The organism is Bacillus sp. GMs2/2 (assembly GCF_050172095.1).
GTDB classification, from domain to species: domain Bacteria; phylum Bacillota; class Bacilli; order Bacillales; family Bacillaceae_G; genus Bacillus_A; species Bacillus_A cereus.
In genome coordinates this window covers 1-1,990 of sequence record NZ_JBNLYE010000561.1, presented here as the reverse complement: position 1 = coordinate 1,990, position 1,990 = coordinate 1, and the positions used below count along the sequence as shown (strand labels likewise).

Sequence of the window (1,990 nt, the reverse complement as noted above, 5' to 3'; positions counted from 1 at the left end):
TCAATGATAATAGACTGAAAATTAAGTATAATGGTATAGGTCTTTCATTTACAAAAATAGGAGGAGAACGTATGTATATTACAGATCCGATTTATGGACCAATCTCTATTCGTGATAGAGATATGCTTCGATTGATAGATACAAAAGCATTTCAAAGGTTGACGCATATTAAACAACAAGGACATACTTATTTTTTACATGAGAACGCAATACATACAAGAGAAGAACATTCGATAGGTGTATATGTGCTAGTAAATAAAGTGATAGAACATCTTACTGAGATTGGTGACATACATTTATCGAAATATGAACGAAAGCTAGTATCTACTGTAGCCCTTCTACACGATGTTGGACATGGGCCATATTCACATTGTTTTCAGCAAATATCGGGTGAAGATCATGGTGAGTGGACGGTACGAATCATTCAAGAGGACGAAGAAATACGTACGGTTTTAAATCAAACACCTAGATTATTAGATGATGTAACGAAAGCTTTAACAGAAGATGGAGTTTTTCCAATTATAGATGAGCTCTTATTTAATTCATTAGGAATGGATCAATTAGATTTTTGGAATAGAGATTTATATTACTCATCGCTTGAATTAGAAGGTTTACAGATAGAAGAATTGATTGCTAACATGCGTTTAATTGACGGTAAACTTGTTATTGAAGAATCGGGAATCCCCTTCATCGAACAATTAATGAAAATGAAAGAAGGGCTTTACAATAATGGATTTGGCCACCCGTTTGTGATAGGAAAAGACGTATTGCTGCAAACAATTTTTAAAATGATAGAGGAGAAAAATCTTTCGTTCTATACTCCTGGACTTCAAAACTTCTTTCATAAAGGAGAGAAGTTAGAAGTAGAAGACTTTCTTCTGTTACAAGATGAAATGATTTTAAATGAAATACAGTGCTTTGCAAAATCAGATGATGTTGAAATAGTATCTTTAATTCAACTTTATGTTTCACCAACTAAAAGTTTATCATTTCAAAAAGGAGTGGAGGGTGATTTTAAAAAGGAAAATAACAATTTAGCGATAATAACTGAGAAAAAGGCGTACAGTTCATATGCAGGTGGTATTTACGTCCATAGTGAGGGGCAGTTAGAGGACATTTTAGAGAAATCAAATTTCATTCAAGAGATAGTAAAATTGCCTAAAAAAGAATATGCCTATTCAATTTGATTTGGTTCGAAAATAAAAAATGAATGAGATGGAAACGTAAATTTAGAGGAGGGAATAAAATACATGAAACATAAAATTGCTGTACTGGCAGATGTACATGGAAATGCAACTGCTTTAAAAGCAGTTATCGAAGATTCTATGAAAGAAGGTGTGACTGATTATTGGTTTTTAGGAGATTTAATTATGCCTGGTCCTGGATCGAATGATTTGTTTGAAATATTAGAAAGTATTAACGTTGATACTTATGTACAAGGAAACTGGGAAGATAGTTTTCTTGACGTTCTTAATAAAAATATTGATATTGATAACGCAACTGATATTTATGTTTCTAGATTAGTTCAGTATCAATGTGAAAACCTGGATGAAAACTATATTAAGCATGTTAAAAATTTACCATTACATATAACAAAACAGGTTAATGATTTATCAATCAGTATTAGTCATAATCTACAAAATAAAAATTACGGAGGAGATTTGTGGCCCACTAATAATCAGGAACAGTTTGATCGGCTATTTGATCGTGATTATGATATTGCGATTTACGCTCATACCCACCATCAATTGTTGCGCTATAGTAGCAATGATCAATTAATTATTAACCCAGGAACAGTTGGACAACCTTTTTACAAGTGGAATAAGCTAAACTCTGACTTGCGTGCTCAGTATGCAATTCTTGAAATTGATGAGGCAGGGATTACTGATGTGAGGTTTAAAAAGGTTTTTTACGATGTAGAAAAGGAATATAAAAATGCCATGAATAAAAATCTTCCTTACATTGATTTATATCGTGAGCTGTTAGAGAC

At 32.4% G+C, this 1,990-nt stretch carries 2 protein-coding genes; both read left to right on the top strand.

Annotated features, from left to right (window positions below):
- The first annotated feature begins 71 nt into the window (after window positions 1–71).
- Window positions 72–1,187 (top strand): HD domain-containing protein, encoded by a 1,116-nt coding sequence (locus tag ACQGS6_RS27345; RefSeq protein ID WP_426965942.1) that lies wholly within the window; start codon window positions 72–74, stop codon window positions 1,185–1,187.
- A gap of 63 nt (window positions 1,188–1,250) precedes the next feature.
- A partial coding sequence (locus ACQGS6_RS27340) for a metallophosphoesterase family protein (RefSeq protein ID WP_426965941.1) occupies window positions 1,251–1,990 on the top strand: 740 nt, incomplete at its 3' end.

Bases quoted from the DNA above. Each gene is read 5' to 3' on its own strand.
- ACQGS6_RS27345 (WP_426965942.1), top strand. From the start codon at position 72: ATGTATATTACAGATCCGATTTATGGACCAATCTCTATTCGTGATAGA.